Source organism: Ruegeria sp. SCP11, from assembly GCF_040329455.1.
GTDB lineage: Bacteria > Pseudomonadota > Alphaproteobacteria > Rhodobacterales > Rhodobacteraceae > Ruegeria > Ruegeria atlantica_E.
The window spans coordinates 166,982-193,848 of sequence record NZ_JBDZYG010000001.1 but is presented as its reverse complement, the minus strand read 5'-3'; the positions used below and the strand labels follow the sequence as shown (position 1 = coordinate 193,848).

Here is a 26,867-nt window from a genome sequence, read left to right as displayed (position 1 = left end):
CGCCCTTTAACGCATCTTGCCGTCAACGGAAAGCGTGTAGATCACCTTTGGTCGACACGACATACAGCGTCTGTCCGGCGACAACGGGGGCTGTGGTCGCACCGCCGGGCACTTCGACGCGATTGACCAGCGTTCCGTCCACCGGACTATAGAACCGCAGGTAGCCGTCATTCGAGGCGATCACAATGCGCCCACCGGCTACGATTGGGCCATAATGGGCAACAATCGGACCGCGGCGCCCCGGTTTGTCTTTGACAAATCCCGGCAGGTCCTGCGCCCAAACAATGGATCCGTCAGCGCTGTTCAGTCGAACCAGCTGGCTGCGATCGCTGATCAGGAACAGGCTATTGCCCGCGGCCCAAACTGTGTCGACGGCCCCCTCATCAGCAGTCCAGATCCGCTCACCAGACCCAGCTTCGAATGCCACGGTGCGCCCCGAGTGATTGCCGATGTAGATCGTATCGCCCACGACCATAGGGCCGCCGGTTACGTCCACAACCTGCGCTGTCGCACGCCCCCGGCGTCCGCCTGCGACTGAAGAATTCCAACGCCGAATTCCTCCTTTACGGAAAGTTGCAGCGATATCACCCGAACCGAAGGCAAAAACAGCAAGGTCGGAAGCGATAACAGGGGCCGGAGCGCCAAGCACATTGCCCACACTCGGTGTTCCCTGAATCTGCCAAGCGATGCGGCCGTCTTTGGTGTTCACAACCCAGCCGGTTTCGTCACCCGCAACCAGATACAGCAGGCCGTCGTTTACCAGAGGCGCACCGTTGCCGGTCGCGTTCAGGCGCTTTTGCCATTTGATGGCACCGGTCTTCCCATCCAGCGCCGTGAGACGCCCAAACCCCGAAGACACGTAGAGAACGCCGTTGGCATACGCCAACCCGCCGCCAGTTGCGTCTCTATCGCCATCGTTTGAGGGGATCAGATTTGTGCTCCAGGCCACCTGCCCCTGTGGTGTAACAGCGGAAACAGTTGCGCCTGCATCCAGCGTATAGATCAGACCACCGGCAACGACCGGCTCGGCTGTGATGCGTCGCTTACGCGAATCCCCATCTCCGATCGACGTGGACCAGACACGTTGCGGCGTCGCCCGCAACGCAGCGTTTGTGGTGCGATAAGCTGGCGTTCCTGCACTCTGCGGCCAACTGGCGTTCGCCTTCTGCGCTGGTAGGCTGATCGGTTTTGAGCCGCGCGTTACCACCGTCACATTGTCCGAGGTTTCACGAATATCCTCACGCTCGCCAGGCAGTATGATCTCGGGCTCCTCACAGGCGGCAAGTACTGTCAGTGATAGTGCCGCAGCCGACACACCAATGCGGGAGATAAAACTTGTCACCATGAAGCTCCGAACTCGCCTGTCATTCTTTCTGCCGCCGGATCAGCCCTGTCGGGCTACAAGCGGTTCCGGTTCGCCGCCAAGAGCGACAATTAATTGTGCGGCGCGTTGCTGAAGATCAACGCCGATCTCCGCATCCTGACGCATTGCCTGCAGCCGTTCGAGCGCTGCATCGACATTCCCTTCGGATACGTCGATCAAGGCCAGCTGTTCTTCGGCCAGCAACCGCAGAGGCGCACCGGGTGCTGCCAACGCTTCGAATTGCTGGCGGCGCTCTGCCACCGGCATTGTATCAGTCTGCAACAACAGAGCCTTGAACGTGGCAATGGCGCGATAGATTTCCGGCAGTTCGCCCTGCACCGCGACAGCATTCAGACTTGCAACCGCCTCTTCTCGTGATCCGGCTTCGATCTGCGAAGACGCCAGCAGCATGTTCAGAACCGCATCCCCACCGGGTGTGACGGCATCAATTTCCGCAAGGCCAGCGACGCGATCAGCCGAGTCATTTTGCGACAACGCACTTAAAATCGAGTCGCCCAGATCCTGCGCCTGACCCGCGGTGCGAGCCTTGCGAATCTCGTTGAACGCAGCGCCCCCGACAATCAGGACAACGGCCAGAACGCCAACCCAGCCCCAACGGCGCAGCAGCAGAAACAGACGATCACGGCGTACCTCTTCGGTCACCTCATCAATAAAACTGTCGACGTCGCTCATCCCTGCTCCTCGGGCTGTGTGCTGTTGTATGGCGCCATGTCATACCCCGCTGTCCCTGCCAAGCCAAGGGCTCGAATTCGCACAATTTCGCGGCGTCACGCCGCCCTTGCGCAAAAAAGTGAACCGAACTATTCAGTTTAGTGTAGAAATAGTGCGTGCCCGCCCCCATTTTCAAACATGCACGCCGAAGGACAATCGGTGAAGAACTCTGGGAGAGTCCCCGTATGCGTTTGATTTCATTCGTGAATGCAATTTTGGTTGTTGCAGCTTTGTTCCTTTTGGTTTTCGAGAGGGACGCTTTGTTTGCTTTTGCCGGACGTGGCGACCCCGAGACAGATGCGACCGCGGAAGCAGAATCTGCGGTCGATACCCGCTTGGCCCAGGACGCTATTGGTGTGGTCGCGTTGCGCTCGGTTGCACGAGAAATTGACAGTGCTGTGTTGTTGCGGGGCCAGACACGGGCCAATCGCCAGGTCGAAGTTCTGGCCGAGACGACCTCGACCGTGATCTCCGAACCAATGCGCAAGGGCGCCTTTGTCGAAGCAGGCGATCTTCTGTGCGAGCTTGACCCAGGTACCCGCCCTGCCAGCCTTGCCGAGGCCACGGCCGCCAAGCTGGAAGCTGAAAGCCGCATCCCCGAGGCTGAAGCCCGCTTGGAAGAAGCTCATGCGCTGGTCGCCGAAGCGCAGATCAACCTGACAGCCGCGCAAAAGCTGTCTGAAACCGGGTTTGGGTCGGAAACCCGCCGGATTTCCAGTGAGGCCGCAATGCGTTCCGCCGAAGCCGGCGTAAAGACCGCCGAGGCTGGTCTGGAAGCCACCCGTGCCGGCATCGAAGCCGCCATCGCCGAGGTCGAAGCGGCCCAACGTGAAATCGATCGCCAGACCATTGAAGCCCCCTTCAAAGGGTTGCTTGAAAGTGACACCGCTGAACTGGGCAGCCTGATGCAGCCCGGATCGTTGTGCGCCACGGTCATTCAGCTGGACCCTATCAAACTGGTAGGCTTCGTGCCCGAGACGGATGTGAATAAGATCATTGTCGGAACCGAAGCTTCTGCCCGGTTGGTCACAGGTCTTGAGGTCGCAGGCCGAGTGACCTTCCTCAGCCGCTCAGCGGATGAAAACACCCGCACCTTCGAAGTTGAGATCACCGTTCCGAACTCTGACCTAACCATCCGCGATGGCCAGACCGCCGATATCCGCATCTCGGCCGCGGGGGCAAAAGCGCATTTGCTGCCGCAATCCTCGCTGACCCTGAACAATGACGGGCAAGTTGGCGTCCGCACTGTGGGCGCCGGAAACATGGTTGAGTTCATGCCAATCCGCCTGCTGCGTGACACAGCCGAAGGCGTATGGGTCGACGGATTACCGGAAACGGCGGACATCATCGTCGTCGGCCAGGAATTCGTGACGCAGGGCGTCATGGTCAAGCCTACCTATCGGGAAGCCGCACAATGACAGGTCTCGTCGCATGGGCCGCCAACCGGGCGCGCATGGTTCTGGCCTTTATCGCGATCTCGCTGATCGTTGGGGGGTTCGCCTATGTTGGCCTGCCCAAGGAAGGTGAGCCGGATATCGAGATTCCGGCCCTGTTCGTCTCGGTTCAATTTCCTGGCATCTCTGCCGAGGATTCGGAAAACCTGCTCATCAAGCCAATGGAAACCGAACTGGCGGATCTGGACGGTCTGAAAGAAATGACCGCCACCGCCGCGGAAGGGTATGCCGGGATCGCGCTGGAATTTGACTTCGGCTGGGATAAGACTGCGATCACCGCTGATGTGCGGGACGCGATGAATAGCGCCCAGGCCGATTTCCCTGAAGGGGCCGAGCAATACACGCTGACCGAGATCAACCTTTCTGAATTTCCTATCGTCATCGTCAACCTGACAGGTGATGTACCTGAACGCACAATGGCGCGTATCGCCAAGGACTTGCAGGACGAGCTTGAGGCGTTGGATTCAGTTCTCGAAGCCGGGATAGCAGGCAATCGGGATGAGTTGCTGGAGGTTATCATCGACCCCTTGCGGCTTGAGGCCTATAACGTCTCGGCAGACGAATTGATCAACGTTGTGCAGAACAACAACCAACTGATCGCCGCCGGTGAGGTCGAAACCGCGCAAGGCACCTTCTCAGTCAAGATCCCGTCTTCATTCAAAACCGCCGAGGATGTCTACAGCCTGCCTGTGAAGGTCAACGGCGACCGCGTGGTGACGATGGGTGAGTTGGCGCAGATCAACTACACGTTCGAAGACCGCGAAGGTACCGCCCGGTTCGACACCGAAGCCACCGTGGCTTTGCAAGTAGTCAAACGCAAAGGCTTCAACCTGATCGATACAGTGGCGCAGGTCAAAGAAACACTGGCCGCCGCACAGGAGAAGTGGCCCGCTGAACTGCGTGCCGCTGTGGACGTGGGCACGTCGAACGACCAGAGCCGCATTGTCGACTCGATGGTGCGTCAGCTTGAAGGCTCAGTCCTGACTGCGATTGCACTGGTTATGATCGTTGTACTGGCCTCGCTGGGTACGCGGGCCGCTTTGCTGGTGGGCTTCGCAATTCCCACCTCTTTCCTGCTGAGCTTCGCCTTTCTGGCGGTCATGGGCGTCAGCATTTCGAACATGGTTATGTTCGGCCTGATCCTTGCTGTGGGTATGCTGGTCGACGGGGCGATTGTGGTGGTGGAGTACGCCGACAAACGCATCAAAGAGGGCATCGGTCCAATGCACGCCTATGTCGAAGCGGCGCAGCGGATGTTCTGGCCCATCGTATCGTCGACCGCGACGACGCTTTGCGCCTTCCTGCCCATGCTGTTCTGGCCCGGCGTGCCGGGTGAGTTCATGAAGATGCTGCCGATCACGCTGATCTTCGTGCTGTCGTCGTCGCTGATCGTCGCGCTGATCTACCTGCCGGTCGTCGGCGGTGTGTCCGGGCGGATGAGCCGGACATTCGACCGCACCTCCAACTGGCTGCGCGGCGTGGCCCCGTGGTGGGTACGCGCGGCTTTGGTGCCGCCATCGCTGTACATGATTTTCCTCGGCGCGATGCAGTTGCTGAACCCCTTGTACCTGACATCAGGAGGTGGCTTCTGGGCTGTTGTCCTGGGGGCTGCGCTGTTTATCTGCGGCGGCTTTGCCGGATCCGTAACTCTGAGCGCAGCCAAGATCGAACGCCATAAGGAAGAGCGCGTTCACTCGGCGCGCGAGCACACTCCATTTGGCTACGTGGTCAAATTTCTGGTTGGCAATCCAATCATGCCCGTCGTCTCTATTGCCGTTGTCGCACTCTGCGTCATGACGGTGATGACATACTTTATGAACAACAACCGGGGCGTTGAATTCTTTGTCGAAACCGAGCCGGAACAGGCCACGGCCTATGTCCGGGCGCGGGGCAACCTGTCGCTGCATGAAAAGGACGCAATCGTGCTGGCCGCCGAAGAGGTCATCATTGCGCATCCGGCCGTGACCAACGTGTTTGCCTTTGCCGGTGAAGGAGGCTTGACCCAGAATGACGGCGGCGCATCCGCCCCCGCCGACACGGTGGGCCGGGTCCAGTTCGAAATCACCCCGTGGGAGGACCGGCCAAAACAGACCGAGCCCGCATTCTTCGGCCTGTTCGAGAGCGAAGTCATCATTCCGGAATATGACGGCGACGTCGTGCTGGAAGAGTTGAACGCAGAGTTGGCGAACCTGCCCGGCGTCATCGTTGAAATCGCTGCGCTGGAACAAGGCCCCGCCTCGGCCAAACCCGTGCATCTGCGCATTAAAGGCGACGGGTGGCCCGAACTGACGGCGGCCGCTGAAGCCGCGCGCGCTGTGTTTGACGAAACGCCCGGCCTGATCAAGATCGAAGACACCATGCCTCTGCCCGGCATCGACTGGCAGATCGATGTTGATGTCGCCAAGGCGGGCCGCTTTGGGGCTGATGTCGCCACTGTCGGCGCAATGGTGCAGCTTGTGACACGCGGCCTCCTGCTGGGTGAAATGCGCCCCGAAACCACCGACGAAGAGGTTGAGATTCGCGTTCGTCTGCCCGAGCAGGACCGCGTGCTGTCGACGCTGGATTCGCTCAAGGTCCGCACCCCAGACGGGCTGGTGCCGCTGTCCAACTTTGTCACCCGCCAGCCGGTGGCAAAACTGGCCGAAATCAACCGAATTGATCAGCAACGCTATTATGATGTGAAGGCGGATGTTGAACCGGGCCTGATCGACGTTGTTCTTCTAAGCGTTGATGATAGAGGTAAAGCAGCGAGCGATGACTTTATTGTAGAAGAAATACGGCTTGCCCTGGTTCGGGAAGTTGAGGAAGGCACAACCTCAAGCTTACCGACGATTTCGGACAAAAACGGAAAGATCTACGAGGTCGTCCAACTTACCGGTGCCGATAATCTTGAGGAGTTGCAGGAAGAAGCCTCATCAGCAAATTTCTGGCCAATCAATCCGAACGAACGCATCGCTCTTATAACTAAATGGCTGGAAACCAGTCCATTTGATCCTTCGATCAGCTGGGAATGGACCGGCGATCAGGAGGATCAGGCCGAATCCGGGGCCTTCCTGATGAACGCCTTCATGGGCGCGCTGGGGCTGATGTTCGTGATCCTGCTCGCGCAGTTCAACTCGTTCTACAACTCGGTACTGGTGCTGTTGGCGGTTGTGCTGTCGACCACCGGGGTGCTGATCGGGATGATCTTCATGCAGCAGCCCTTCTCAATCATCATGACCGGCACAGGCATCGTGGCGTTGGCAGGGATCGTGGTGAACAACAACATTGTTCTGATCGACACCTACCAGGAATACAGCCGCTACATGCCCCGGATCGAGGCGATCGTCCGCACGGCCGAGGCGCGTATCCGCCCTGTTCTACTGACTACTATGACCACGATGGCTGGCCTCACGCCGATGATGTTCGGCCTGTCTCTGGATTTCATCAATGGTGGTTATTCGATCAACAGCCCCACCGCGCTGTGGTGGAAACAACTGGCTACGGCTGTGGTGTTCGGACTGGGCATAGCGACGGTCCTGACATTGATCGTGACGCCTTCTCTGCTAGCACTGCGGGTTTGGATTTCGACCTATCTGGTTTGGTTTGGTCGGGTTCTGGCGCGCGCCTCGGCGGGACGATCCAGTCAGATCGCGCAGGACATGGCTATTGGCAAGGCTGCAAGGCAAGCACAGGCGACCGAGGTTGTATGGGGAGATGAACCAGAACCTGCATCCAAGGACACCCAATCACCAAAACGTCCGCCGGGGACTCCGTTGAAAGCCGCAGAATAATAAATGGCGAGCCCGACGGCTCGCCATTCTTCGTTTTAGACCGTATTAGTCGGTAAAAACGTATTCGCCCAAGTCGCATAGATCCAGGCCGAAATCTTCGGCAGAGGATCCATCGGAAAATCCGCCGCGAATGTCGTAAACGCAGGTATTCAGACCGTCAGCAATCAGCACGTCCGCCTCGTACCCTGGCGCAATGTAGTCGCCCCCGAGCAAGTTCGATTCCCAATTGTCTGCAGAGCTTGGAGAGACGTTAAATTCAACCAGATCGACGCTGCTTTCATTGGCCAGCAGAAATACAAGATCCTCGGCAGATGCGGTCGACGCAAAAAGCGACGCCACAACGATCAGCGCAGCAAGCAATTTCTTCATTAGGTGTTTCCCTGATTTTCTTTCAATACCAAACGGTTGGTGCTCTTGGTCATAAGGGGCGAACGCCGTTGATTAAACGACAATCGTCCACAATCAGGTTGGACGCCGAGAGAATGTACAATCGTGCAACAGCAGTCTTTCGCACAAGCTGACTTACTTGGACAAACGGGTCCAAGTTTGATGACCACAGATCGCATTCTCACAGCCACGCACGGTCAGCGAATTGCCACTCAGCGTCATTTGCGGCTCAACATCCACATTGACCACCGGGATCCAAAAATCTCCGCCGCCATATTTGCCGCCACCCTTGCTGGCCACCCCCCAGAACAACCTCTTACCGATATTGGGGGTATTTACCTCTTTTCCTGATTGGTCATAGGCCGACTGGATCTTGCCGCAGAACTTGTCCCCGCAAGCCGAAATTTTGATGTGCGAGGTCAGGTTCTTCCGGTCAGGTTCAGTTTTCCAGACGCCCACAATGGGATCGGCAACCGCAAAGGCGGGTATCAATAGAGTAAGTGCGGCTGATAAAATACTATTTCTAATGGCATTACGCATGAAATCACCTCCTGCTAACCGTGGCTATTATACCACAGGATCGGGCGCAGGCCGGTAACAGTTCAGGCAGCCTGCGCATCCGCTTGCTGCCGGCTCCACAACTGAGCGTATCTGCCGTCACGTTGCAGAAGTTCTTCATGGGTGCCTTGTTCAAGTATTTCGCCCTGTTCCAGCACCACGATACGATCCGCTTCGGCAATGGTGCTGAGGCGATGCGCGATAGTCAGCACAGTGCGCCCCTCCCCGGCCCGCGCCAAGGCGTCCTTGATGTCTTGCTCGGTATCTGTGTCCAACGCCGAGGTCGCCTCGTCGAGCAACAGGATCGGCGGGTTTTTCAGCAAAGTACGGGCAATACCGACCCGCTGTTTCTCCCCCCCCGACAGCTTCAGTCCACGCTCACCGACCTTGGTGTCATAGCCTTCGGGTAAGGTGACGATGAAATCGTGGATCTGCGCGGCCTTGGCGGCAGCCTCGACCTCTTCCTGCGTGGCGCCGTCGCGACCATAGGCAATGTTGTAGCGAATGGAGTCATTGAACAGCACGGTGTCCTGCGGCACCACGCCAATGGCGGCGTGCAGGCTGTTCAGGGTCACGTCACGCACATCTTGCCCGTCGATTTTTAGCGCTCCGCCCGTCACGTCATAGAACCGGAACAACAGCCGCCCGATGGTGGATTTTCCCGAGCCAGTGGCCCCGACGATCGCCACGGTCTGCCCCGCCGGAACAGTCAGTGAGACGCCCTTTAGGATTTCCCGATCCGCATCGTAACCAAAGTGCACATTGTCCAACGTCACTTCCCCACCGTTGACTACAAGAGCCGGCGCATCTGGCTTGTCGGTCACCTCCGCGGGCTGTTCCAACAGGTCGAACATCTGCCCCATATCCACCAACGACTGACGGATTTCCCGGTAAACCGTGCCCAGAAAGTTAAGCGGCACGGTAATCTGGATCATGTAGGCGTTGACCATGACGAAATCGCCAACGGTCAGAGTGCCGTTCTGCACTCCGATGGCGGCCAGAACCATCACTCCGATCAGGCCGCAGGTAATCAGGAAAGACTGGCCGAAATTCAAAAAGGCCAGCGAATAGGCCGTTTTCAGAGCCGCCCCCGCATAGGCTTTCATTGACACGTCATATCGTTCAGCTTCGCGCTGTTCAGCGTTGAAATATTTGACGGTTTCGAAATTCAACAGGCTGTCGATGGCGCGCTGGTTGGCCTCGGTATCCTGATCGTTCATCTCGCGCCGCAGCTTCACGCGCCACTCGGTCACCGCGAATGTGAACCAGATATAGAACGCAATGGTCACCGCCACGACAACCAGATACCAGACATCGAACAGCCACATCAGGATGATCGCAACCAGAAGCAGCTCGAGGATCAGAGGTCCGATAGAGAACAGCAGGAAACGCAGAAGGAATTCCACCCCCTTCACACCGCGCTCGATGATCCGGCTGAGGCCCCCGGTACGGCGCGTCACGTGATATCGCATCGAGAGCTGGTGAATGTGCTGAAACGTCTCCAAGGCCAGCGCTCGCAGCGCCCGCTGCCCCACCGGAGCAAAGGCTGCGTCGCGCAGCTGTTGGAACCCCACGGTCATCATACGCGCCACGCCATAGGCGACGGTCAGCCCAATGGCACCAAGCGCCAGTGGGGGCACGCCCTCACCCGCTAAGCTATCGACCGCGCCCTTGTAAAGGATCGGTGTGTAAACCGCGATCAGCTTGGCCAGCACCAACATCCCAAGCGCCAGCACAACGCGGCGCTTTACCCAAGGCTCATCCTCTGGCCACAGGTAAGGTGCAACCTTGCGGATCGTACGCCATCCAGAGCGGCGCTCGTCTGTCTTGGGTATGTCGTCCGAGTGCATCGGGGCCAATCGTCTCATCACGTACCTGCTCTGCGGTCAGAGATAACCCCGGCCCCGACAAGGGCCAGAGGCAATTTTTTATTCGGGGATTGTAAATATCTGACCGGGATAGATCAGGTCCGGATCGCGGATCGCATCCCGATTGGCTTCGAACAGTTTCACATACAGAATACCGTCACCGAACCGCTCACGCGAAATGGCCCAGAGCGTGTCGCCCTCCTGCACGGTTACCGACCGGATCGGCACATCATCTGGGTCCGCTCCCAGCTCATCCGGTGCTTCCGCGGCGCGCAGAACCTCAAGCGGTTCACGTTTGAACGGGGTTTCAAGACGGCTCACTACAGTGCCGTCTGATGCCACCTCATCCACGCGCAACGTGTAGACACCGGGCTCGACCCCTTCGATCTCACTGCGCCACTGGCCATCCTCGGCCGGGAAAAGATCATCCACCAGTTGATTGTCCAGATACAGGCGCACAGCCGACCCATCCGGCACACGGCCCGTCAGTTCAACTTCACCGGCGTCTGAATAGCCGATCGTGTCCAGAGCAACCTGTTCCGATTCCTGCGGCTGCGCGCTCGGCTTTTGCACAAGCTCAACCCCATCCTGACCGGATCGCAGGATGGCAACTTGCTGGTCTTGTGTTTCATCCTGTTGGTCTTGGGTATCAACCGGTGTGTCCGGGGTACCCTCGACCGCGTCACGTGCTGCGGTCTGAGCAGGCTCATCTGCCTGATCCCCGGTCTGATCCTGTTCTACCGCGGCCACTTCTGTCTCAGACACCGAGCCTTCGTCGGTATCGGCGGTGGGAAGCGCATCATCCGCGGGTTTCGGTTCAGGCAACGCCGCAATCACGTAGTCATCAGAACGTACCCGCTCATCGCCCTGCGTTTCCAGGGTCAGGCCCTGTGCATCGTCTGAAAACGGGATCGACAGAAATTCGGCAAACTGGCCACTGGGATCAACAGTAAAGCTGTGTACGGGCTCTCCGTCCAGCAGCACGCTTAGCTCTGTCCCCGGTTCGGCCGAGCCAGAGAGAACCGCGTCACCGTCCGGTTCGACAAAAATTTGATCCAAGGACGGTGCCATCGGCGTCGTAGGCGCTGCTGTCGCCGTATCGTCGCCCACAGATGCTTCGGGTTCAGCGGTAATCTCGGCGGGTTGTTCTGCCGGCTCAGGTGAGGTGTCGTCATCCTGAGTTTGAACCGCAACATCCGTCTGCGAAACTGGCTCTTCCTGAGAGGGCCCGATCATGCCAGACAGGTACAATCCACCCAACCCGGCCAAAACCACAATACCGGCGATCCCCCCCCAGAAGAATGTACCAGAGCTGCTGCTTCCCGACTCGGCGTTCATCTTTTTCCTTTCACTCCGCAGCGCAAGTGCTTTGAGTATAACACATTCCGCCTGACGGTTGAGCCAATCTATCAATCCCGCTATCAGGGGTCAAAACCCCTGGCACAACCCCGGAGAGCGCTTCCAATGACTCAGAAATCTGTTTGTGTGTATTGCGGGTCACGCAATGGCGCCAATTCCGGCTATTCTGAAGCCGCACGGACATTTGGAACGTTGTTGGCACAGGAAGGCTGGCGACTGGTCTACGGCGCCGGAGATGTGGGCCTGATGGGCGAAGTTGCGCGTGCCGCGCAATCCGCCGGTGGGGATACATTCGGCGTGATCCCTGTGCATCTGCTGCGGCGCGAGGTCGGCAAGACCGATCTGACACGCTTTGTGATCACCGAGACAATGCACGAGCGCAAGAAGGTCATGATCATGAATGCGGACGCGGTCGTTGTCCTACCAGGCGGCCCGGGGTCTCTGGACGAATTGTTCGAGGCCCTGACCTGGCGGCAGCTGGGCCTGCACGACAAACCAATTCTAGTGATGAATGTCGATGGCTATTGGGACGCGCTGCATGAGTTGTTGCAGCAGGTCATCGGCCAGGGGTTTGCCGATGGGTCACTGGCGGATTTCATTACTTGGGTGAAAGATCCGTCAGATGCAATGTCCACTCTGCGCGAGTTCCTGACTTAAAAAAGACAGGCGGCCTAAGGCCGCCCGCTATGGTTACACCGCCTGAGCAGTTGGGGTCTGACGACTGGTCAGCAGTTTCTCAACCTTGTGAAGCGGATGATTGGTCAGGGTTTTATCAACTTCGGCCACGACCTTGGCCAGAACCTCACTATGAAGTCGACGGCGTAGCAGCCCAAGGACATGGGGGCTGGCGACCAGCACAAGCCGATTGAATGCTCCTTTAAGCCCCTTGCGGTTCAACAGATTGGCAACATCCTGCACGAACAGGGATTTCGCGTGGGTTTTCCAGTTGGGCTCCTCGACAGCTGACTTCTGGTTTGGTCCGGTATCAAAACGCCGTCCGGCCCGGTCGTTTGGGCGGGCAAATGAATCCTGCTCTTCTACAGAAACAACGACCAGGTTGGGATCTTCGGCATCGGTGATGTTCTCAACAAACAACGCCTTTTCCCCGTCGGCAATGACAACCCATGTTCCCTGTTCAAGTGCAACCATCATGCTCTCCTATAATGGCTTCAGTAGCCATTCATTATTTATCAGGCGTAGGAGTACCCTGACGCGACCAGTGGTAACTGGCGCGTTGCCTGAGTGCGTTTCATTTGGTGTGCGGTTCTCTCCCTCCGCGACACCTAAGGTAAGCACTGCGGAACGGCGTACAATCCTATCTCAATATGAAACTTTATTAATCGGCGGGATCTCACCGGTCAGGCCGACAGTTCGATTACAGTGATTTCTGGCGTCACGCCGAACCGCACCGGCAGGATCGAACACCCAATCCCGCCAGAAACCACCAGATCGCGCCCGTCTTCGCGCACATGTCCATAGGCATAGCGGTTTCCGAACCGGGACGGCACCAGCGGAGACCAACCGAACAGCCGCACCTGCCCACCATGGGTGTGACCCGACAGGGTCAACGCCACCCGGTTCGGAACCTTGGGAAAGATGTCAGGCTCATGCGCCATCATCACCACCGGCGCGTCATCTGTGATCTGCGCCAGCGTACCAGGAAGGTCGTCCAGTCCGCGGAACCGCCCTCGACCATTGACTATGGCCAACTGATCCTCCAGCCCTGCCAGCCAGATACCGAGGCTCTCCAACTTAATGGCTTCATTCGACAACACCGAAATACCGTTCTGCCGCAACGCGTCGGCATAGAGGTTCGGACCGCCGCCCCGCCGTTGCGCGGTCAGGTCATCCCACCAATCATGATTGCCCAGCACAGCGTAAATACCATGTTTGCCCTGTAATTCAGCCAAAACCGGGGCCAATTCACTCATCTTCACGGGCTGGGTGGTAAATTTATGCCCTGCAGCAAAATCCCCCAACAACAGCACCAGATCCGGGGCCAGAGCATTCGTACGCCGCACAACCTGACGGATCCGGTCCAGCCCGACATGCGGTTCTCCGACATGCAGATCGGCCAGAACGGCGATCCGCAAAGGGGCAACAGTCCAATCTGCGCGCCTCAATCGCCACCGGCGCACGCGCAGCCGCAACGCAGGTTCGATGAAGAACCCGTATAGAGCAGCAAAAAGGCCTGCTAGCGTCACCGCCAGCAGGCCCTTGATGAACCCTCGTCGGGTCAATGGGTTACATCCGCGAAGCGACGTTTTCCCAGTTCACCAGATTGTCGAGGAAGTTCGACAGGTAAGCTGGACGCTTGTTGCGGAAGTCGATGTAGTAGCTGTGCTCCCACACGTCACAACCCAGCAGTGCGGTCTGACCAAAGCACAGCGGGTTCACGCCGTTCTCAGTCTTGGTGACAGCCAGCGAGCCGTCTGCGTTCTTGACCAGCCACGCCCAACCCGAGCCGAACTGACCAGCACCAGCAGCGCTGAACTGCGATTTGAATTCGTCAACCGAGCCAAAGCTTTCGGTCAAAGCCTTTTCCAGCTCACCGGGCATGGCGTTGCCGCCGGGGCCCATCATCTCCCAGAACTGGTTGTGGTTCCACAGCTGGCTGATGTTGTTGAAGATGCCGTTCTGCGCGACTGCGTTTGCGTCGTAGGTGCCAACGATGATCTCTTCCAGCGACTTGCAGTCCCACTCGGTACCAGCGATCAGCTTGTTGCCGTTGTCGACATAGGCTTTGTGGTGCAGGTCGTGGTGATATTCCAACGTTTCCGCGGACATACCCTTGGCTGCCAGCGCGTCATGTGCATAAGGAAGATCAGGAAGTTCAAAAGCCATGTCGGCCCCCTGTTAAAATGTAAGTTGCGGTTCCCAAGGTTAAATGCTTTGGCAGCCGCCGCAGGTCAAGGGCCGAGATAACAAAACCCGGAGGCAGCCGATGCTGACACAGGCGCGCAAGATGTTCTACCGCGCTCGCGGATACTATGCGGGCAACCTGAACGGCGAGCCTTTTCGGCTGGACCCCTATCATTCGAAATTCTGGCGCAAGGCGTCTGCGGGCGCGTGGGAGCCTGAAACCTTCGCCGTATTGGACAAATACCTATCGCCGGACAGAGATTACCTGGATATCGGTGCCTGGATCGGCCCCACTGTCCTCTATGCCGCGCGCCGCGCCCGCCATGTCTGGTGTTTCGAGCCTGATCCAACTGCTTTTAGGCATCTTGCCTGGAATTTGGACTTGAACAAAATCCGCAATGTCTCGGCCTTTGGAGTGGCGCTGTCGGATCAGTTCGGCGTGGCCCGCATGGCGTCGGTCCGCGGAGAACCGGGTGATTCCACCAGTTCTCTACTGCATGACGGAGCGCACGGCACCGATGCGTTGACTATTGCGTGGGACCAGTTTGAGGCCACTAATGACCTGTCCAAAGTATCGCTGGTCAAGATGGATATTGAAGGGGCGGAGTTTTTCGTTCTGCCAACGCTTTTAACGTGGCTGCGGGCTCACCAACCAACGCTGTTGCTATCACTTCACTCACCTCTGTTTTCAGTTCAGGAAAGGCATCAGCGGCTGAGCGACCTCTTGAACCAACTAGGATTCTATTCAAACATTTGCGACGACAATTTGCAGCCTATCAGGGCTGAGTCACTGCTGCACCCAGAGGCGTTAGCTAGCTTTCAAACAGTTCTTTTGCAAAAATAGAAAATTTTTTTTAAGTTCCCGCAAAACGTGTTTTGCTAATTGAAGTATTTGACGGACTCATTGCATAATCTTCGTTGAACTCAAAAAGAAACAAGATCAAATGAAACATCTTTTTTTGGCTATAGCGACCATATTTATTGCTCAAGATGCAGTTGCCGATTTTATCCAATACGAATGCATAATAGACAGGCGCACAAACTATGGATGGATTACGAAACAGTATTATGTTGCTGTTGATCCCGCGAATGGGCTCGCTGGAGTAAAGAACTACTTGATCGGAGAAGTGCCAGCGGACGTAAAGATCGACAAGAAACAAAGATATCAACTGTCGTGGGAAGCAGATACCGATACGGGCTATTATGGAGAATTGCGAGTGTATTATTCAGCGCGTCTAGATCCGAAAACTCTGAACTTTAAAGTCAGAGGACGGTTCTCGACCGTAAGCTTTTCCGATCGCCCCAAAGGGACGGGTAAATGCCATCTCAGAAACTAGAAAACGACCCCAGCACTCTGGGGTCGCTGCAATTTCACTTGCCTTCTGGCTTCAATACACACCAACCTCACTGCCCGGCTGCGCCGCAACCTTGAGGAGGTTAAAGACGTAATCCGCCGCCGATCGGAAGCAGACCACGCGCAAGGTTTCGGCGTCGTCCATCCAGAACGCGCCCGCAACTTGTGCCAAGCGCGAACGGCGGATTTGACCTGGTTGAAAGGCCTCTGCCGAAAGCTCTACCGGAGCCAGCTTACCCAGAACTTCCCGCGCGCTGGCGCCCGAGATGCGGAACACCGCCCGTGCGTCTGACACATTGACCGCCAGCGCATGAGTGCCACTGAGGGCGTTGGTCATCGCGGCCAGTTTGGCCTCGACCTCGGCGTAAGGAACAAGCACCAGCAGTTCGTCAGTTGACATCCAACAAACACCTGTATTGCCGTTTACCAGTGCCTCACGCTGTCCGGGTATTTTTTGCCCGGTCGCGTCTTTGACGGCCTTGGCCAGCACCTTGTCGGACAGATCACCGCGCAGGGTGATCATACCCTGCAGACCGCATTCCTCGACCTTGGCAATGCCTTCATAGCTGGCATGGTTCAGTGCGCTGATGGGTTCAGACATTCTGCTTCTCCCCGTCTTTGTCATAGAAGATCGGGTCCACGATCTTGGCTTTGTAGGTTTTACCGTTGGTTCCTGGGAACTCGACAATCTCGCCCATGCGATCGGGGCCGTGTTTGATCAGGCCCATGGCGATGCCTTTGCCCAGATTGGCCGAATAGTAGGTCGAGGTCACGCGCCCGATCATGTTGCGCTGGCCGTTGGCGTTGACGCCCTCGCCGACTGCGTAAGCTCCGTCGGGAATGACAGAACCATCCACAGTCTCGAGACCCACCAGTTTCCAGCGTTCAGGATCGGCCATGTGGGTACGCGAATGTGCGCGTTTGCCGAGGTAGTCCTCTTTCTTTTTCGAGAGCGCCCAGTGCAGCCCCAGATCCTGCGGGATCACGGTGCCGTCGGTTTCGTCCCCGATCATGATAAAGCCCTTTTCGGCCCGCAGGATGTGCAGACATTCGGTGCCGTATGGCATCACGCCGAACTCCTTGCCTGCTTCCATCAAAGCATCCCAGAATGCCTGACCCTGGCTGGCAGGAACAGCGATTTCATAAGACAGCTCACCCGAGAACGAGATACGGTATGCACGGCAATCGAACTCGCCGATCTTGCCGTCGCGCCATTCCATGAACGGCAGGGCCTCTTTACTGACATCCATGCCACCCAGCTTTTCCAACACCTTGCGGGCGTTGGGGCCGACCACGGCGACCTGAGCGTATTGCTCGGTCACGTTGGCGACGTAGACTTTCCAGTCCCACCACTCGGTCTGCAGCCACTCTTCCATATGAGCGTGGATACGTTCCGCTCCGCCGGTGGTTGTGTGGCAGAGCCAGGTATCCTCGTCGATCCGGGCGACAACGCCGTCGTCGATCAGGAAGCCGTTTTCTGAACACATCAGGCCATAGCGGCATTTGCCAACCTTCAGCGTGGACATCATGTTGGTGTACAGCATGTCCAGGAACTTACCGGCATCCGGGCCTTTAACGATCAGCTTGCCCAGCGTCGACGCGTCCAGCAGGCCTAGGTTTTCACGGGTGTTTTTCACCTCGCGGTTCACCGCGTCATGGACGGACTCACCGGGACGCACATAGGCATAGGTCCGGCGCCAGTGGCCGACCGGCTCCCAATCGGCGCCGTTCTTGTCATGCCAGTTGTGCATCGGTGTTTGACGGATCGGCTGGAACACCTCGCCACGCGCTTCACCACCAATCGAGGCCAGCGAGATCGGCGTATAAGGCGGACGGAAGGTGGTTGTGCCGACCTTGGGAATTTCAGCATCAAGCGCGTCAGCAAGAATCGCCAAACCGTTGATGTTGCTCAACTTACCCTGATCGGTCGCCATACCCAGCGTGGTGTAACGCTTGGTGTGCTCAACGCTCTCATAGCCTTCGCGCGCGGCCAACTGGACGTCAGAAACTTTGACGTCGTTCTGGAAGTCCAGCCAGGATTTCATGCGCAGCTGGACTTCGGCATTGGCGGGCATCAGCCAGACCGGCTCCATCGCTGCCTCTGCCGTGGTTTCACCCTGCGGCGCCTTGGTGTTCTTAGGTTTGAAACCCGCCGCCTTGGCCGCGGCTTTACCTGAGGCATGCGCGTCAGCTAGAACCTCACCCAAGTCCAGCGGACCATTCGAGCTGCCTGCGGCCAGAACGAACCCTTCTCCGTCAGCGCCCAGAGGTGGACGGGCGGGATCGGGACGGAAATGGGCATTTGCCTCATCCCAGATCAGCTTGCCGCCGCAATGGGACCACATGTGCACCACCGGCGACCAGCCACCCGACATGGCAACCGCGTCGCAATCAACCTCTTCGCGAGCGCCACCGACGCCTTCCTGATTGCAGATCGCAACCTTTTTGACGCGCTTTCCACCTTTGACCTTGGCAATGGCTTTGCCGGGGTCAACACGGATGCCAAGCTGACGTGCCTCTTCGGCCAGTGGGCCAGCAGCGGCACGCGCGTCAACCACGCGCAGAACGTCAACACCAGCCTGCTTCAGGGTAATCGCGGTGCGATAGGCGTCGTCGTTGTTGGTGGCAACGATCACGCGCTCGCCCGGGGTCACGCCCCAGTTCACCACGTAATCGCGCATGGCCGAGGCCAGCATCACGCCCGGCACATCGTTGCCCGCGAAGGACAGAGGACGCTCGATTGCACCAGTGGCTGTCACAACTTGCTTGGCGCGGATACGCCACAGGCGATGGCGTGGGCCTTGAGTGCCCGGTTTGTGGTCGGTCAGACGCTCATAGCCCAGCACATAACCGTGGTCATAGACGCCCGCCCCCATGCAGCGCGTGCGCATCGTGACATTGTCCATTGTCTCCAATTCGGAAACCAAATGTTCCACGAACTTATCCACAGGCTCATCGTTGATGGTGCCGCCATCAACTGGCGCACGGCCACCCCAGTGCGCGGTCTGCTCGATCAGCATGACCTTGGCACCGGATTGCGCTGCCGTTTTAGCAGCTTGCAGGCCTGCGACACCGCCGCCGATCACCAGCACATCGGTGAAGGCATAGAAGTGTTCGTAGGTATCTGCATCCCGGCTGTCCTTGTCGGGCGCTTTGCCCAGACCGGCGGACTGACGGATGAACGGCTCGTAGACGTGTTTCCAGAACGGCTTCGGGTGGATGAACGTCTTGTAGTAGAAACCGGCAGGCAGGAACCGCGCAAAGGCGGTGTTCACCGCACCGATGTCAAACTCCAGGTTCGGCCAGTGGTTCTGCGAGATCGCGGTCAGGCCGTTGAACAACTCGGTGGTGGTGGTGCGCTGGTTGGGCTCGAACCGGTTGCCCTGCCCCAGACCAACCAGAGCGTTCGGCTCTTCGGCGCCGCTGGCGACAACTCCGCGCGGACGGTGGTACTTGAACGAGCGGCCAACCATCATCTGATCATTGGCCAGCAAGGCCGAGGCGAGCGTGTCGCCCTCGTAGCCCTGCATCGAGGTGCCGTTGAAGGTAAAGGTGACCTGTTTCGACCGGTCAATCAGCCGGCCTTGTTTTGCGAGACGGGTGCTCATGTTGCGGACCTTTCGCAGGCGGGATTACAGATGGCGGCGCGGATCATTTGAACTCTCTCCACGTCCAGCCAGGGCGCTTTGCAGTGATCGCGTCCTTGATTTCTTGGGGCGGCTCGGTGGTCTGGGCGGAATAGGTTCCGAATACCTCAAGCGTCTGGGTGCAGCGCGCGGCGTGAAACCACTTGCCGCAGCCATTGCTGTGGCGCCAACGTTCGAAATGAACGCCTTTGGGGTTTTCGCGCATAAACAGATAGTCGTGGAATTCGTCATCCGACGATCCCGGGCCGAAACGCTTCAGATGCGCCTCGCCACCGGCCGACAGTTCAGTTTCCTCGGCATCGACGCCGCAATACGGGCAATTCAGGATCAGCATATGGTCATCCTTTTGGCGGTTGGTCGGCGCTTGGGCCGACCTGAATTCTGTTAGCTGGCCACCTCGGGCAGAGCCCTTAGTGAGCCACCCCGGCGGCGACACTTTCGTCGATAAAGCGGCCCTCTTTGAAGCGGTCCATCGAGAAGGCTTCGGTCAGCGGTGAATGACCTGTGGCCATCAACTGAGCCATGCCCCAACCGGAACCCGGGATCGCCTTGAAGCCACCGGTACCCCAGCCGCCGTTGATAAAGCAGCCCTGCAGCGGTGTTTTCGACAGAATGGGCGAGCGGTCGCCGGTCATATCCACGATCCCGCCCCACTGGCGCAGCATCTTCAGGCGCGAGATCATCGGGAAGGTCTCGACCAGCGCGCGGACGGTTTCCTCGATGTGATGGAAGCTGCCGCGCTGGGTGAAGTTATTGAAACCGTCGGTGCCGCCGCCAATCACCATCTCGCCCTTGTCGGACTGAGACATATATCCGTGTACGGTGTTGGCCATCACGACAACATCCATGCAAGGCTTGATCGGCTCGGATACCAGCGCCTGCAGCGCAATCGCCTCAAGCGGCAAGCGGAAGCCTGCCATCTCGGCCAACTGACCGGAATGGCCAGCAACCACGATGCCCAGCTTGTCGCAGTCGATGGCACCTTTGGTGGTGTCGACGCCAATCACACGGCCATTGTCGGACCGGACGCCGGTGACTTCGCATTGCTGGATGATGTCCATGCCCATCGCAGAACAGGCGCGGGCATAGCCCCAAGCCACCGCATCGTGACGCGCGGTGCCGCCCCGCTCCTGCCACAGCGCACCCAGAACTGGGTAGCGTGGTCCGTCCAGGTTGATGATCGGCACCAGCTCCTTGACACGCTCGGGCGTGATCCATTCGGTCTTCACGCCCTGCAGTGCGTTGGCGTGGGCGGTACGCTGATAGCCGCGAATTTCATGCTGGGTTTGCGCCAGCATCATGACGCCGCGCGGGCTGAACATGACGTTGTAGTTCAGGTCCTGGCTAAGATCTTCGTAGAGGCTTCGCGCTTTTTCGTAGATCGCCGCCGACGGATCCTGCAGATAGTTCGACCGGATGATGGTCGTGTTCCGGCCGGTGTTACCACCGCCCAGCCAGCCTTTTTCGATGACGGCAACATTCTGAATGCCGTAGTTCTTACCAAGATAATACGCAGTGGCCAGACCATGGCCACCGGCACCAACGATGATGACGTCGTATTTCTTCTTGGGTTCGGGTGAGCGCCACGCGCGCTCCCATCCGGTGTGATAGCGCAGGGCCTCCCGCGCGACAGCAAAGGCTGAGTAATGTTTCATGAGCGAATCCATCCGGTTCGGTGATTGGCGCAGGTATGCCGTGCAGGAACAGTTTAGCCCTGCCGGACAACGCCACAATATCGAACTATTGCGACATGGGGTCCATTATTGCGAGATGTGAAGCCCTCGCGGCCATTTGTCCCTTTTTTCGGCTCGCCGACAGGTCTAAGTCAGGGCAGCCATAGCGGAGATTCCATGTCGTTCCTGGTCGTAACACTTCTTAGCGCGCTGCTGATCGCAGCTATATTGGGCTTTTCCTTGCTGCGAGGACGCAAAACACGCGAGCCCGCGGCCGCCTATGACCTACGCGTTTATCGCGAACAATTGGCGGGCGTTGATCGGGATCTGGCCCGGGGTGTCATCGGCGAAGCCGACGCAGACCGGGTGCGTACAGAAATCTCACGTCGTATTCTGGCCGCTGATGCTCAGATGCAGGCCAGCACCAAACAAGCCGGACCTCCTCGCTGGGCCACCGTGGCCGCCTTTGCCGCCATTGCCCTCATCGTGGTAGGCGGCGCCGTTGGGTTGTATCGCCAGATGGGGGCCGCCGGATTGCCGGATCAGCCCCTGACCCAACGGTTGGAGCGCGCCGAGGCCCTGCGCGCGGAACGTCCAACCCAGGCCGAAGCCGAAGCAGCTGCTCCACCCACGCAATTGCCGGAGCTTGATGAGAGTTATGCCAATCTTCTGAATCAGTTGCGCGACACTGTTGCAGCGCGCCCAGACGATCTTCAGGGCCACATTCTTCTGGCGCAACACGAGGCAAACGCGGGCAATTACCCCGCCGCGTATCAAGCGCAACAGCGCGTCATCGAACTGTCTGGCGACGCCGCTCCGGCGGATGCCTATTCGCATCTGGCCGAGATGATGATCCTGTCCGTGGGCGGTTATGTCTCGCCCGAGGCGGAAGAGGCGCTGAGGCAGGCCTTGCGGCGCGATCCGCGCCATGGCCCGGCGCAATACTATCTGGGTCAGATGATGGTTCAGATCGGTCGTCCAGATGTTGGTTACCGAATCTGGGTCGATGCGCTGCGTGACGCTCCGGCTGGTGCGCCGTGGGGCGACGCCATTCGCGCGCAATTGGACGAATTGGCCTTCCGCGCTGGCGTGTTCAACGCGCCGAACATCCCGCCTGCCTCCGGCCCCAGTCAGGATGACGTAGATGCGGCCGCTGCGATGACCCCGGAAGAACGCCAAGAGATGATCAAAGGCATGGTCAACCAGTTGTCAGACCGATTGGCCTCCGAAGGCGGATCGCCCGAGGATTGGGCCCGCCTGATCGCTGCGCTCGGCGTTCTGGGCGAAGGCCAGCGTGCCATCGACGTCAAGAATGAGGCCATGGAAGTCTTTGCCGGAAATCCCGACGCGTTGGAGATGATCGACGCAGCCGCCTTGCAGGCCGGGATCGCACAATGATCCACGACGAGTTCGAAGACTTCGCGGCGGCGCTGCCACCTTTGACCGCTCTGATGGGGCTGGATCTGGGCGAGAAGACCATCGGCGTCGCGGTCTCGGACCTTATGCGCGGCGTGGCGAGTCCTCTGGAAACCGTGCGGCGTAAGAAATTTACCCTGGATTCCGCCCGCCTGCTTGAGATCATTGCCGACCGCGAGATCGGCGGCGTCATTTTGGGCCTGCCGAAAAACATGGACGGAACCGAAGGCCCTCGCTGTCAATCGACCCGTGCATTTGCCCGCAATTTGTCGCGCCTGACCGAAGTTTCCATTGGTTTCTGGGATGAACGCCTCAGCACGGTTGCGGCTGAAAAGGCGCTTCTTGAGGCGGATACGACACGAAAACGTCGCGGACAGGTTATCGATCACGTCGCCGCTGGCTATATTCTGCAGGGAGCGTTGGATAGGATGCGCTTCCTGTAACGGACGGAGTACGTCGATGACAAACATGGTTTGGAAAAGGAACGAGGTCGAAAGCCCGTGCGTCCAGATCTGTGTCGTGCATCCGACCGAACGCATCTGCACCGGCTGCTATCGCACGATCGACGAGATCACGCGGTGGTCCAAAATGGACAGCGGTGAACGGGCCGAGATCATGGAAAACCTGCCCTCGCGCGCACCACAACTGTCTAAACGACGGGGCGGACGCGCTGCACGCATGAACAAGTCCTAAAACTTTTTCTCAACGCTGTTCGGTCTAAACCTGCGCCGCTGCAGGTTGGTATGAACTTCGAGGGGGGAACAAGTTCGAACACTTGTGGTGAGTGAGTGGTAACCCACAGCGGCGCGCTTCAGCATCTTCATCTTCCGCAGTGGTTGGACGGAAGAACAATCAATGTGTAGGGCTTTTTTGACCACTCAATCAATAACAATTACCCTTGCCCTCAAGTAACCTTACGTAAACGGAAAGGTACGCACTCTTCTTAGCCGGCGGCGAGCCAGGACTTTGCGTTTTCGATCTCGTCTGAGGGAAAGAACTGGGTCCTAGTGCCCAGAATGTGACTGGCAGCCTTCCGTGCCATGTGTTGCCAAGCTTTGTTCCCCACGATGGCCGCACGATCCAGCAAACCGACATGTTTTCGGACCAGTTGGAAATGTGATGCCAAGGCCGTCAACCCTTGCCAGCCGTCAAACTCCCGCAGGTCGACCAATAGACGGAACCCGTCCTTGCCCACCAGCAAGTTGTCAAGGTCTACTTCGGCGTGACCGTATTCTTCAGGGTCCAGTTTTCCCAACAAGCTGACCTGAACGCAGGAACCGCCCAGATCAATTACGTGTATGGCGCCCAGCGACTCTCGAATCCAGCGACGGGCTGCTTCCAGTTCTGAAAGTTCAAAAACCTGCACGGGGCATGGCAGAATCGGAGCTGCCAGACGAATGCTGGTCTGCACCCAACCTTGATCCGCCGCGACTGCGATCCGGTCGAACCCGCGCCAATGGCTGAGGCCCAGTTTCGTATCTGCCCAAGCCGCCCCCAAATCGTATCCCTTGAACTCGGGTTGCACGACGGCCAGCAGACGCACCGTGTCATGGTCCGCAAGCGCGGCCTCAATTGCGGGGACAAGAGTTTCGCTGTAGTCACTGCTGGTCACCTCGCCGGATAATTCGACCTCGATCAGCGCACCGTCGGAATTTGTGTGAACCGTAATCATCCGAAATACCTCCAAATCTTAACAATGGCAGGAGGTTAGGCAGATTCGATCCATTCGGCTACTCCCCCTGCGCATTCAGGGCGGAAATAGGCAATCATTCGTCCATCCGGTCCGGCTGATGCTCCTTCGCCCCAAGGCGCAACCCCATGCAAGCAGTGGCGATGCAGCAGATAAGCCTCGCCGGGTTTGGCGGGTAATTCGATGCGTGGGCAGGTGTCGAACACCTCTCGGCGGGCAGCCTGATAGATATCCGTGATGTCGACCTGATGCAGGCTGTCGCGGGGATGGCCAAGAAGTGCGCCTTTGAAAGCGGTGCGCAGGATTTTGTGGCTGCCTTCCCAAAGCACCATCGGGGCGGCGTCTTCGCTGGCATCGTTCAATGGAACACCTAAAATCCATGCGTGGGGCTCATCCACTCGCCGTCGGCGATCCGGTCCTGTCGGTCGCAGCCCGTCTACATGGGCTGCATCTCTTTTTAACCGATACCGCCCAGCACTTTCGCTTTCGCCTTTTCGAGGGCGAGGATAGCCGGGATAGATCACCGAGACCTGCCCCTTGTGCAGTGGCAACTCTCCGTATTGTTCGGTGACGAAACGCATGGCCTGCCCGGACAACGCACCAGACTGCCCCACCCTGCCCTGAGAGTCATTGTCCAGCGCATCGACACCGATGAACCACGTTCCCTCGCAATCCAACCATTGGGCGTGGGCGGGATCAGTGACTGAGGCACGAGCCGCGGGCAGAGCATGTTCCACCCACTCTGCCAACACTGGATCGTAGGGAAATTTGATCCAGCCCTTATCGTGAAAGTCACTCACAGGCCCAGCGCCTTGCGTAGCATGTTCAGAGCCACCAGCGTCAGGAACACCGCAAAGACGCGCTTCAGAGGCTTGGGGTCCATTGCGTGGGCGAGTTTCACCCCCCACGGCGCTGTAATCATTGTCATGGCGACGACGATAGCAAACGCGACCAGATTGACCGCACCGATGGTCAGCGGAGGGCGGTGTTCCGGTGCAATATCCAAAAACAGAAAGCCCAGCACCGACGGCACCGCGATGATCACGCCAAACCCCGCAGCGGTGGCGACGGCGCGGTGAATGGGTGTGTTGAACAGGCTCATCAGCGGCACACCGAAACTGCCGCCTCCGATCCCCATGAGAACCGAGAGAAAGCCCACCGAGGGGGACAGCGCCGCCCGTCGGACGCCCTTTGGCATGGCATCGCCCAGTCGCCACTCGGATTTGCCCAGTCCAAGATAGGCCCCAATGACCATCCCCAGAATGCCAAACAACGCTTGCAAAGCCTCGGTCCGCAATGCCGAGGCCACCGTCACGCCGATAATCGCACCGATGGCGATCCCCGGCCCCCAGCCGCGCAGGATATCCCAATCCACCGCGCCTTTCTTGTTATGCGCCAGAACGGATCGCATCGAGGTCACGATGATCGTCGCCAATGAGGTTGCCAGACAGAGCTGCATCAGCTGTGGCCCCCCATAGCCGAGGGTCTGGAAGGTATAGAAAAACGCAGGCACCAGAACGATGCCCCCGCCAACCCCCAGCAATCCGGCCAAAACTCCGGCCAGCGCCCCGATTACAAGCAAAAGGCCCAGCATCTGGGCCAACAACATCGCCTCGGGCATCTTTCCCCCATACCGGCCCTTGGCCGTATTTTAGTTCCTTCAGACCTCGGCCAGAGGCGCAACTTTTTCCAGCGCCTGCAGCATCACTTCAGGGCCTGCTCCCTCATGCACCGCACCCTCGGACAAAGACCGCCGCCATGCTCTCGCACCAGGGCGTCCGGCGAAAAGGCCCAGCATATGACGGGTGATCTGGTGCAACCGCCCCCCACTAACAAGGTGACGTTCGACATAGGGCACCATTTTTTGAACAACTTCAATTGGGTCCGCGGCCTGCCCGGTTCCAAATATCAACGGATCGGCCCCAGCTAGAATGTCGGTCGGCTGGTGATAGGCTGCGCGCCCGATCATGACACCGTCCAGCCCAGCCTCAAGATGCGTGCGCGCCTGATCCAATGAAGTAATCCCACCGTTAATCGAGATATGCAGATCGCGAAACGCCGCTTTCATCCGGTGCACCAGATCGTAGTCCAAGGGTGGGATTTCCCGGTTCTCCTTGGGGCTGAGCCCTTGCAGCCACGCCTTACGCGCGTGGATCGTCACGCGTTCGCATCCAGCGGCGCGGATGTGTTCCAGAAACGCAGGCAGAACCTCTTCGGGCTCCTGTTCATCCACACCGATACGGCACTTCACAGTCACCTCGACGTCGGTCGCCTCACGCATCGCGGCCACGCATTCGGCGACCCGGGCCGGGTCTTTCATCAGTACCGCTCCGAACGTACCGGATTGCACACGATCTGAGGGGCAACCGCAGTTCAGGTTGATTTCATCATAGCCCGCATCCGCTCCGAACCGCGCCGCCCGCGCCAGTTCATGCGGATCCGACCCGCCGAGTTGCAGCGCAACCGGATGCTCTTCGGGGCTGTGGTCCAACAGATGCATCGCCCCACCACGCACCAACGCAGGGGCCGTCACCATCTCGGTGTAGAGTAACGTCTGACCACTCAGCAGCCGGTGCACGTACCGGCAGTGCCGATCCGTCCAGTCCATCATCGGTGCCACGCTTAAACGCGCTGCCAATTGTGCGTTATAGTTCAAAACGTTCGCTCCATACACCTGCAAGCAACCTGCAGCAAAATCCTGTGGAAAATTGTCTCATTTCCACGGATTTCG

The 26,867-nt window shown here is 58.4% G+C and carries 26 protein-coding genes; 9 read left to right on the top strand and 17 right to left on the bottom strand.

Annotated elements, in window-relative coordinates; translation table 11 throughout:
- Positions 1-22: 22 nt before the first annotated feature.
- The gene (locus ABLN94_RS00980) at positions 23-1,345 is read right to left on the bottom strand and encodes a PQQ-binding-like beta-propeller repeat protein (protein ID WP_352988316.1); all 1,323 of its coding nucleotides are present in this window, start codon (positions 1,343-1,345) and stop codon (positions 23-25) included.
- A 39-nt stretch (positions 1,346-1,384) separates the two neighbouring features.
- Positions 1,385-2,056 (bottom strand): hypothetical protein, encoded by a 672-nt coding sequence (locus tag ABLN94_RS00975; RefSeq protein WP_352988314.1) that lies wholly within the window; start codon positions 2,054-2,056, stop codon positions 1,385-1,387.
- A 224-nt stretch (positions 2,057-2,280) separates the two neighbouring features.
- Between ABLN94_RS00975 and ABLN94_RS00970 the strand changes: the two genes are divergently transcribed.
- Positions 2,281-3,513: an efflux RND transporter periplasmic adaptor subunit gene (locus ABLN94_RS00970; RefSeq protein WP_352988312.1), complete on the top strand. Its 1,233-nt coding sequence runs from the start codon at positions 2,281-2,283 to the stop codon at positions 3,511-3,513.
- Entirely contained in the window at positions 3,510-7,322 is a 3,813-nt protein-coding gene (locus tag ABLN94_RS00965) for an efflux RND transporter permease subunit (protein WP_352988311.1), read from the top strand. Before ABLN94_RS00970 ends, ABLN94_RS00965 begins: the two co-directional genes overlap by 4 nt.
- Positions 7,323-7,367: 45 nt before the next feature.
- On the opposite strand, the gene ABLN94_RS00960 is transcribed toward ABLN94_RS00965, so the two are convergent.
- The 4 genes from ABLN94_RS00960 to ABLN94_RS00945 form a co-directional block, all read right to left on the bottom strand.
- Positions 7,368-7,691 (bottom strand): hypothetical protein, encoded by a 324-nt coding sequence (locus ABLN94_RS00960; protein WP_352988309.1) that lies wholly within the window; start codon positions 7,689-7,691, stop codon positions 7,368-7,370.
- Positions 7,692-7,844: 153 nt separating this feature from the next.
- Positions 7,845-8,249, bottom strand: a complete 405-nt coding sequence (locus tag ABLN94_RS00955; protein WP_352988308.1) for a DUF2147 domain-containing protein — start codon at positions 8,247-8,249, stop codon at positions 7,845-7,847.
- Positions 8,250-8,311: 62 nt separating this feature from the next.
- Positions 8,312-10,117, bottom strand: a complete 1,806-nt coding sequence (locus ABLN94_RS00950; protein ID WP_417750497.1) for an ABCB family ABC transporter ATP-binding protein/permease — start codon at positions 10,115-10,117, stop codon at positions 8,312-8,314.
- Positions 10,118-10,195: 78 nt separating this feature from the next.
- Positions 10,196-11,473 carry a LysM peptidoglycan-binding domain-containing protein gene (locus ABLN94_RS00945; RefSeq protein WP_352988304.1) on the bottom strand — a complete coding sequence of 426 codons (1,278 nt, stop codon included), beginning with the start codon at positions 11,471-11,473 and terminating at the stop codon, positions 10,196-10,198.
- Between the two features lie 126 nt (positions 11,474-11,599).
- Here ABLN94_RS00945 and ABLN94_RS00940 point away from each other — a divergent pair, with 126 nt between their 5' ends.
- Positions 11,600-12,151: a TIGR00730 family Rossman fold protein gene (locus ABLN94_RS00940; protein ID WP_352988302.1), complete on the top strand. Its 552-nt coding sequence runs from the start codon at positions 11,600-11,602 to the stop codon at positions 12,149-12,151.
- Positions 12,152-12,184: 33 nt separating this feature from the next.
- Here ABLN94_RS00940 and ABLN94_RS00935 read toward each other — a convergent pair whose 3' ends face one another.
- The 3 genes from ABLN94_RS00935 to ABLN94_RS00925 form a co-directional block, all read right to left on the bottom strand.
- The gene (locus ABLN94_RS00935) at positions 12,185-12,643 is read right to left on the bottom strand and encodes a host attachment family protein (RefSeq protein ID WP_352988300.1); all 459 of its coding nucleotides are present in this window, start codon (positions 12,641-12,643) and stop codon (positions 12,185-12,187) included.
- Positions 12,644-12,852: 209 nt separating this feature from the next.
- Positions 12,853-13,734, bottom strand: a complete 882-nt coding sequence (locus ABLN94_RS00930; protein WP_352988298.1) for a metallophosphoesterase — start codon at positions 13,732-13,734, stop codon at positions 12,853-12,855.
- Between the two features lie 4 nt (positions 13,735-13,738).
- Complete coding sequence (locus tag ABLN94_RS00925) at positions 13,739-14,338, bottom strand: superoxide dismutase (protein WP_352988296.1); 600 nt, start codon at positions 14,336-14,338, stop codon at positions 13,739-13,741.
- A gap of 100 nt (positions 14,339-14,438) precedes the next feature.
- On the opposite strand from ABLN94_RS00925, the gene ABLN94_RS00920 reads away from it, so the two are divergent.
- Both ABLN94_RS00920 and ABLN94_RS00915 read left to right on the top strand, forming a co-directional pair.
- Positions 14,439-15,200: an FkbM family methyltransferase gene (locus ABLN94_RS00920; protein WP_352988295.1), complete on the top strand. Its 762-nt coding sequence runs from the start codon at positions 14,439-14,441 to the stop codon at positions 15,198-15,200.
- Positions 15,201-15,300: 100 nt separating this feature from the next.
- Positions 15,301-15,693, top strand: coding sequence for a hypothetical protein (locus ABLN94_RS00915; protein ID WP_352988293.1), 393 nt, complete (start codon positions 15,301-15,303; stop codon positions 15,691-15,693).
- Positions 15,694-15,744: 51 nt separating this feature from the next.
- On the opposite strand, the gene ABLN94_RS00910 is transcribed toward ABLN94_RS00915, so the two are convergent.
- The 4 genes from ABLN94_RS00910 to ABLN94_RS00895 all read right to left on the bottom strand — a co-directional run bounded on the left by ABLN94_RS00910 (position 15,745) and on the right by ABLN94_RS00895 (position 21,012).
- On the bottom strand, positions 15,745-16,311 hold the full coding sequence (locus ABLN94_RS00910; RefSeq protein WP_352988291.1) for a sarcosine oxidase subunit gamma: 567 nt from the start codon (positions 16,309-16,311) through the stop codon (positions 15,745-15,747).
- The gene (locus tag ABLN94_RS00905; RefSeq protein WP_352988289.1) at positions 16,304-19,318 is read right to left on the bottom strand and encodes a sarcosine oxidase subunit alpha family protein; all 3,015 of its coding nucleotides are present in this window, start codon (positions 19,316-19,318) and stop codon (positions 16,304-16,306) included. The genes ABLN94_RS00910 and ABLN94_RS00905 overlap by 8 nt, the downstream gene beginning before the upstream one ends.
- A 43-nt stretch (positions 19,319-19,361) precedes the next feature.
- Complete coding sequence (locus ABLN94_RS00900) at positions 19,362-19,691, bottom strand: sarcosine oxidase subunit delta (protein WP_352988287.1); 330 nt, start codon at positions 19,689-19,691, stop codon at positions 19,362-19,364.
- Between the two features lie 76 nt (positions 19,692-19,767).
- A complete protein-coding gene (locus tag ABLN94_RS00895) occupies positions 19,768-21,012 on the bottom strand; it encodes a sarcosine oxidase subunit beta family protein (protein ID WP_352988285.1) in 1,245 nt (414 codons plus the stop codon).
- On the opposite strand from ABLN94_RS00895, the gene ABLN94_RS00890 reads away from it, so the two are divergent.
- The 4 genes from ABLN94_RS00890 (at position 21,011) to ABLN94_RS00875 (ending at position 23,139) form a co-directional block, all read left to right on the top strand.
- The gene (locus ABLN94_RS00890; RefSeq protein ID WP_352988283.1) at positions 21,011-21,133 is read left to right on the top strand and encodes a hypothetical protein; all 123 of its coding nucleotides are present in this window, start codon (positions 21,011-21,013) and stop codon (positions 21,131-21,133) included. The genes ABLN94_RS00895 and ABLN94_RS00890 overlap by 2 nt on opposite strands.
- Positions 21,134-21,207: 74 nt before the next feature.
- Positions 21,208-22,428, top strand: coding sequence for a c-type cytochrome biogenesis protein CcmI (gene ccmI, locus ABLN94_RS00885; RefSeq protein WP_352988281.1), 1,221 nt, complete (start codon positions 21,208-21,210; stop codon positions 22,426-22,428).
- Entirely contained in the window at positions 22,425-22,889 is a 465-nt protein-coding gene (gene ruvX / locus ABLN94_RS00880) for a Holliday junction resolvase RuvX (RefSeq protein ID WP_352988279.1), read from the top strand. The genes ccmI and ruvX overlap by 4 nt, the downstream gene beginning before the upstream one ends.
- A 16-nt stretch (positions 22,890-22,905) precedes the next feature.
- Positions 22,906-23,139, top strand: a complete 234-nt coding sequence (locus ABLN94_RS00875) for a DUF1289 domain-containing protein (RefSeq protein ID WP_352988277.1) — start codon at positions 22,906-22,908, stop codon at positions 23,137-23,139.
- A 250-nt stretch (positions 23,140-23,389) separates the two neighbouring features.
- Here the strand turns inward: ABLN94_RS00875 and ABLN94_RS00870 are convergent, their stop codons facing one another.
- The 4 genes from ABLN94_RS00870 to dusA are packed head-to-tail and all read right to left on the bottom strand — an operon-like array spanning position 23,390 to position 26,792.
- Positions 23,390-24,118, bottom strand: a complete 729-nt coding sequence (locus ABLN94_RS00870) for an STAS/SEC14 domain-containing protein (RefSeq protein ID WP_352988275.1) — start codon at positions 24,116-24,118, stop codon at positions 23,390-23,392.
- 35 nt (positions 24,119-24,153) lie between these two features.
- On the bottom strand, positions 24,154-24,936 hold the full coding sequence (locus ABLN94_RS00865) for a hypothetical protein (RefSeq protein ID WP_352988273.1): 783 nt from the start codon (positions 24,934-24,936) through the stop codon (positions 24,154-24,156).
- Positions 24,933-25,757 (bottom strand): sulfite exporter TauE/SafE family protein, encoded by an 825-nt coding sequence (locus tag ABLN94_RS00860; protein ID WP_352988271.1) that lies wholly within the window; start codon positions 25,755-25,757, stop codon positions 24,933-24,935. The genes ABLN94_RS00865 and ABLN94_RS00860 overlap by 4 nt, the downstream gene beginning before the upstream one ends.
- A 39-nt stretch (positions 25,758-25,796) precedes the next feature.
- Positions 25,797-26,792, bottom strand: a complete 996-nt coding sequence (gene dusA, locus ABLN94_RS00855; protein ID WP_417750492.1) for a tRNA dihydrouridine(20/20a) synthase DusA — start codon at positions 26,790-26,792, stop codon at positions 25,797-25,799.
- Positions 26,793-26,867: the final 75 nt, after the last annotated feature.